This is a genomic window from Psychromonas aquatilis (assembly GCF_038155185.1).
In the GTDB taxonomy this organism is placed as follows: domain Bacteria; phylum Pseudomonadota; class Gammaproteobacteria; order Enterobacterales; family Psychromonadaceae; genus Psychromonas; species Psychromonas aquatilis.
On record NZ_JBAKAZ010000094.1, the window covers coordinates 1 to 6,565 of the forward strand.

5 protein-coding genes are annotated in these 6,565 nt (G+C 36.9%); 1 reads left to right on the top strand and 4 read right to left on the bottom strand.

Features of this window, described 5'->3' with window-relative positions:
* Positions 1-443 precede the first annotated feature (443 nt).
* Positions 444-1,043 carry a DUF3332 family protein gene (locus V6256_RS14525; protein WP_341598983.1) on the top strand — a complete coding sequence of 200 codons (600 nt, stop codon included), beginning with the start codon at positions 444-446 and terminating at the stop codon, positions 1,041-1,043.
* A 98-nt stretch (positions 1,044-1,141) separates the two neighbouring features.
* Here the strand turns inward: V6256_RS14525 and purU are convergent, their stop codons facing one another.
* The 4 genes from purU to V6256_RS14545 form a co-directional block, all read right to left on the bottom strand.
* The gene (purU, locus tag V6256_RS14530) at positions 1,142-1,981 is read right to left on the bottom strand and encodes a formyltetrahydrofolate deformylase (protein WP_341598986.1); all 840 of its coding nucleotides are present in this window, start codon (positions 1,979-1,981) and stop codon (positions 1,142-1,144) included.
* Positions 1,982-2,009: 28 nt separating this feature from the next.
* A complete protein-coding gene (locus tag V6256_RS14535; RefSeq protein WP_341598988.1) occupies positions 2,010-2,474 on the bottom strand; it encodes a YchJ family protein in 465 nt (154 codons plus the stop codon).
* Between the two features lie 400 nt (positions 2,475-2,874).
* Entirely contained in the window at positions 2,875-4,545 is a 1,671-nt protein-coding gene (gene asnB / locus V6256_RS14540; protein ID WP_341598990.1) for an asparagine synthase B, read from the bottom strand.
* A 204-nt stretch (positions 4,546-4,749) separates the two neighbouring features.
* Entirely contained in the window at positions 4,750-6,366 is a 1,617-nt protein-coding gene (locus V6256_RS14545) for a cation:proton antiporter domain-containing protein (RefSeq protein ID WP_341598991.1), read from the bottom strand.
* Positions 6,367-6,565 lie beyond the last annotated feature (199 nt).

A 6,565-nucleotide genomic window follows, 5' to 3' on the forward strand; every position in this document is an offset into this window, starting at 1 on the left:
AAGCTTTCGCGACAGATTTACAATCTGTTCCCTTTGGCCACTCGGGAACCCCTCCGTTATTTCGAGGGAGATAGTATCAGAAAATTTTCGCTTGTGAAGTGCAAAAGTAAAAAAACTTTAAATAAAATCATATTGTTGTCGATAATTACAGCACTTGTTTAAAAATAATACGGATTTTTAATTTTATAGAAAAGCGTCATGCCCCTATAAACACCTACCTTTAAAAATATTGATTCGCTTATGTAATATCTGATCGTTAATCCACTTTCTTTCACTTCTCCTGATACACATTTCACATTGCTTCAGCTTCTTTAATGATAATGTTTTCATTTACTTATATGATGATCACCTTGAACTTCAATTTTTATACGCTGTCATATCAGCAGTGTTATATCTATTTCACTTTGAGAAGTGATGATTTTTTATTGGAAAGGAATTATTTTATGATTAATAAAATGTCTAAAACGGTTGTTAAGAATGTAGCGATGGTAGCAACGGTAGCTTCTTTAACTGGTGCATTGTCAGCTTGTGTGGGGAGTAATGCTGTTACAGAAAAAGTGATGCAGTTTAATTTAGAAGTGGTTGATAACCGTTATGCGCGTGGTGGGGTGAATATCTTACTAACGCCTATTTATGCATTAACCTTAGCTGTCGATGTGGTGGTATTTAATTCATTGGAGTTTTGGACAGGTAAAAACCCACTTAATGGTAACCCGCATATTTTTGATTCAGATGTGGAAACGCAATATCACCTCAATAATGAGTTAGACCCTTCATTGCATGAAGCGCCTTTAAAACCACTTACTAATGTCAATACGCCAGAAAAATCAGTGCAAACAGTTAAAGTTAACCCTATTAACGAAGATACTATTGATTACGACATTGTTTATACAAATGGTGAAACAGCGGTTTTACGTGGTGAAAAAATAGGGGAAGAGGTGAAGTTTTCATTAAACGGTGAATTTGTCACCATGACATCAATTGATGAGTTAGAAGAATACGCAAGTAATAATGTAAACCAATCAACGGTAGGATTAAATTAAGCGCTATTGGCTTAATAACTCTCTATCAACTAAAAGGCCCTGAGTAGATGTGAATCGTACTCAGGGCCTTTTTTATTGAATATTATTACTTGTCTATTTTATTTGAAAACAACAGTACGGTTTGCGTAAACGAATACTTTATCATCTAAGATTTGTTGTAATGCACGGCTTAGTACTGACTTCTCTACGTCTCTGCCTGCTTTTGCAAGATCTTCTGCACTATAAGCATGGTCAATGTGTGCCACATCTTGGGTAATAATTGGACCTTCATCGAGGTCATTGTTAACAAAGTGTGCTGTTGCACCAATAATCTTCACACCGCGATCAAATGCTTGCTGGTAAGGCTTAGCACCGATAAAAGCAGGTAAAAACGAGTGGTGGATATTAATCAGCCTATTCTCATAAGTTTCCACAAATTTCGGCGTTAATATACGCATGTACTTAGCGAGAACAACATAATCAGGTGTATAAGGAGCGATTGCTTCTAATACTTTATCTTCATGCTCTTCGCGAGTTAACCCTTCATGACTTACAGTATGGTAAGGAATATTAAACTTAGTCACTAAATCTTCTAGCGCATCATAGTTACCAATCACCGCTGCAATTTCAACATCGATGCTACCGTAAGTGCTCTTCATTAAGATATCACCGATACAGTGAGCCTCTTTAGTCACTAAAATAACAATACGTTTACGCTCAGTTGAGTTAATTAACGAGCGAGATGAGCCCTTTGGTAAATTTAAATCAAGGTCTGCCAACAGGGTATGATCGTTAAAAATACCTTCGATTTCCGTACGCATAAAAAAGCGGTTGTGTTGATGGTCAACAAATTCATTATTTTTAACAATATTTAATTGGTGCTTTTGACAAATGTTCGTTATTTGTGCGATTAACCCTTTAGAATCTGGGCAATCAGTTAATAGTGTTTTCTTTTCCATTATTTTCTCTATTGGTTCAATCCTGTGGTTAGCCACAGCACTTTTTATATTTTTGACCACTACCGCAAGGGCAGTTTTCATTGCGCTGTATCTTACCTGATTTTTCATTAGGATAAAAAGCACCATCACAATAAAACCATTGATCTTGTTGTTTTATAAAGTTTGAGCGCTCGTGATGACAATTAAGTTCGCCATCGAGTAGGTACCAGGCTTTGAATTCAACAAAACCTTTATCTACTCCTGTTTCTGTTGAGACAATTTGTAAGTTTTTCCAATCCATTGATTTTTCTGATAATTGCTCAACGGTTAAGTCACCTCGAAAATCAGGATGATAAGTCGCAAAAAGGTAATCACCTAACTGTAAACAAAACGCACTATAGCGAGAGCGCATTAATTGTTCACAAGTACTTGGTTTAGCTTTTAGGCTATGAAAAGGCTGACAACAGGTTTCATATTGTTTTCCGCTTTTACATAAACAGGTATTATCATTCATTGTATTATCCTTGATGTGAGTTAGTGGAAGCAATAACGGCTTATATACCAATCACACTAATTAACTGATCTATTTTACTTGTTAAAATAACTTATTTCTTCGTTGTAATTTTCGCAAATAGAACAACTATTAAAGAATTAACATCTTATCGTTAATTCTCCGATAGGCTATTAACGAAGTTAATCGACGAAAGGCTCAAATTACGCCTTGAACTAAGTCATTTTTTCTACGCAAAATTTAGATCACTTATTTAATATAATTGGTATTAACAGACAATCTATCATACAAGGTCATGAAATAACTGTGCTGAATCACTTTGTTTATTCAAAAATCACTTATTTACCGTATAAAAAAAGCGCTCATTGAGCGCTTTATTTATTTACCTTAAAAGTCGCTAAACTTATTTTTGTTGGTAAGCATCATTGTGGATGCCAGCAGCACGACCTGAAGGGTCAGCATTGTTTTGGAAGCTTTCATCCCAAGCTAATGCTTCTACTGTTGAACAAGCTACAGACTTACCATGTGGTACACACTCAGCAGCACTATCTAGTGGGAAGTGCTCTTCGAAGATACTACGGTAGAAGTAAGCTTCTTTTGTATCTGGTGTATTGATTGGGAACTTGAACTCAGCCGTTGCTAGTTGTTGATCTGTTACTAGCGTTTCAACATGCTCTTTCAGTGTATCAATCCAGTTGTAACCAACACCATCAGAGAATTGCTCTTTTTGACGCCATAGAACTTCTGGTAATAGTTGACCATCAAACGCTTCACGTAGAATGTTTTTCTCGATACGGCCATCTTTGATCATTTTAAGTTCAGGGTTAGTACGCATTGCAACGTCCATGAACTCTTTATCTAAGAATGGTACACGTGCTTCAACACCCCAAGCTGACATTGATTTGTTCGCACGTAGACAGTCAAACATGTGTAGTTTGCTTAGTTTACGGTTTAACTCTTCATGGAACTCTTGAGCGTTTGGTGCTTTATGGAAGTATAAGTAACCACCGAAGATCTCATCAGCACCTTCACCAGAAAGTACCATTTTGATACCCATCGCTTTAATCTTACGTGCCATTAGGTACATAGGAGTCGATGCACGGATAGTTGTTACATCGTAAGTTTCTAGGTGATAGATAACTTCTTTAAGTGCATCAATACCGTTTTGTACAGTAAAGATAATAGGGTGGTGAACTGTACCTAATTCGTCAGCTACTTTTTGTGCAGCTGCTAAATCTGGTGAACCTTCAAGGCCAACAGAGAAAGAGTGCAGTTGTGGCCACCATGCGCCGCTTTCGTCGTTATCTTCAACACGTTGCTTAGCAAATTTTTGTGTTATTGCAGAGATAACTGAAGAATCTAGACCGCCTGATAATAATACACCGTAAGGTACATCACACATTAGTTGGCGTTTAACCGCTTCTTCTAATGCTTGACCGATTTCAGCAGCGCTGCCGCCGTTATCTTTAACTGCATCATATTCCATCCAATCACGAACATAATATTTAGTTAATTCACCTACTTCACTGTCTAGGTAATGCCCTGGTGGGAACTCAGATACTTTAGAACAGATAGGTGTTAATGCTTTCATTTCTGAAGCTACATAGTAGTTACCGTGCTCATCCCAACCTTGGTATAGTGGAATGATACCCATATGGTCACGACCAATTAGGTATTTGTCTTTTTCTTGGTCATATAAACAGAAAGCGAAGATACCGTTTAGGTCATCTAGGAATGCGTTGCCTTTCTCTTCGTATAAACCAAGGATAACTTCACAGTCAGACTTAGTTTTGAACTGGTAACCACAAGTTAACTCTGCAGCGAGTTCTTTATGATTGTAGATTTCGCCATTAACAGCAAGGATGTGTGTATTATTTTGATTGTATAAAGGCTGTGCACCATTATTCACGTCTACGATAGAAAGACGTTCATGAACAAGGATCGCTTTATCAGAAGAATAAACGCCAGACCAATCTGGGCCGCGATGACGAAGCAGTTTTGACATTTCAATTGCTTGTCGGCGCAATGCGATAGGATCGCTTTTAATGTCGAGCACACCAAAAATAGAACACATAAGGTTACCTTTTTTATTGTAAACGGAATTGAAGTCATCCGTTACTTCTTTAATTACATCTAAACACAACGTGATTAACAATTGTATTCAGTGATCAAACTAGATCAACATATTGAGATATTTGATTTTTGCAGAATAAACGACAAAAGTCACACGAAATCAGCGCTATTTATTAACAAAATTTTTAATCCGCAATCTTTTTTACTATAAGTCAGTTTTTTGAGGGCGAATCGTTAACACAGATTGCAATTCTGTAAACACATGACGTGCAAATCCAGCGCCGGCTTCTTCATACATATTAAAAACTAAATTGACGCCTAACGCATTTAATTCTTTTTCATCGGTTTTATAATGCGCTAATGCCGCGACTTGGAAGTGACGGTCATAAATGTTATTGAGCTGTTCCGCTGAAAACTTATTACCGTTATGGCTTGGCATTGCAAGCAGAATAAGTTTTACATTGTCCGTGAGCTGTAATTTAGTCCAAAAGTCAGTATCGAGGGCATCACCGGTTATTACTCGGCGTCCTTCTTCCCTATGTTGCAATGTGGTTTCATGGTTGTAATCGATACCCATCACTTTTTCACCATAGGTGGCTTTCAGTGCATCGTAAGCACCAATCCCGATTCTACCCATACCTAACACTAATATTTGTGCATCACCAACACGTACCGGTCTATCATCTTTGTGTAAACGTGTTGCTTGATATCGTTTTAATACAAAACGGTAGCGGTCGTAAATGGCATCAGCGTATTTATTGAGTAACGCAGCAATGATAAAGCTTAAAGAAACAGCAATGGCTGTGACTGTTAACCAATCTTGGCTTAACCAACCTTTATGGGTAGCTAAGGCAGCAACAATTAAGCCAAACTCACTGTAGTTAGCTAAACTGAACGTAGTAAACAGTGAGGTACGCGCACGTAATCTGAATTTATTGAGTGTGGCAAAATATAAAACCACTTTACCCGCTAATAAAAGCGATAATATGATGGCAACAAACAAATGATCTACATTCGGTAAACCACCGAGACCGATGCTTAAAAAGAAGCAAACCAAGAATAACTCTTTTAAGTTGAACAGTGATTTAGCCATCTCTTTTGCACTGGCATGGCCGGCTAATAGCATCCCCGCAATCAGCGCACCTAAGCCTGCTTTTAAACCAAGACTTTCAAATAATCCAGCGCCAACAATTAACGACAGCACAAAACCGTATAGAACTAATAATTCACCGTGACCTGCTTTATCTAATAGTTTATATAAAATAGGTCTTATCAGCGGTAAACCAAATAATAAAAGCGCCCAAATAGAAGGAACCTTGCCTACTGAGACAGTTAAAAATAGTACGGCAAAAATATCTTGCATGATTAAAATGCCGATCGCTATGCGGCCATAAAAAGATTTCGATTCACTTTTTTCATCTAATATTTTGACGGCAAAAACAGTACTGGAAAAACTTAAGGCAAAAGAGATCAGTATTAATCCATAAATATCTAAACCCGATAGAAATGGAATGCTGAACTGTTTAAATACGAATAAAGTAATGGTAAAAAAAGCTAAGCTAGCCCCTAAATGTATACTTGCTCCACCCCAAACCTCTGATTTGAAAAGTGTTCGAATATCAAGTTTGAGCCCAATCGAGAAGAGTAATAAGGTTACACCAAGACCAGATAAGGTCGCTAATGTTTCTGTGGACTCATAGCCCATAAAGTTGAGGAAGAAACCAGCCAGTAGAAAACCGACCATTGGTGGTAAGCCCGTTAAGTTTATGATCATGCCAAAACTGAACGCGACACCAATAAATAATAAAATTGTACTGTCCATGTAATCTCTAAATATGAAAGGTTAATGTAAAGGGTATTGAATTTGAAGCGTTTATTCTATCATTTAAAATACGGTTATTGAGTGTTTTTATATCTTTATTGTTAATCTTTTTAGTGCTTTTTTTGCTATAAACTTTATTTTTTTATACCAATCTAAGTAAAAATATGATCTAATTGAGTTATCTATTACTATTAAAGTG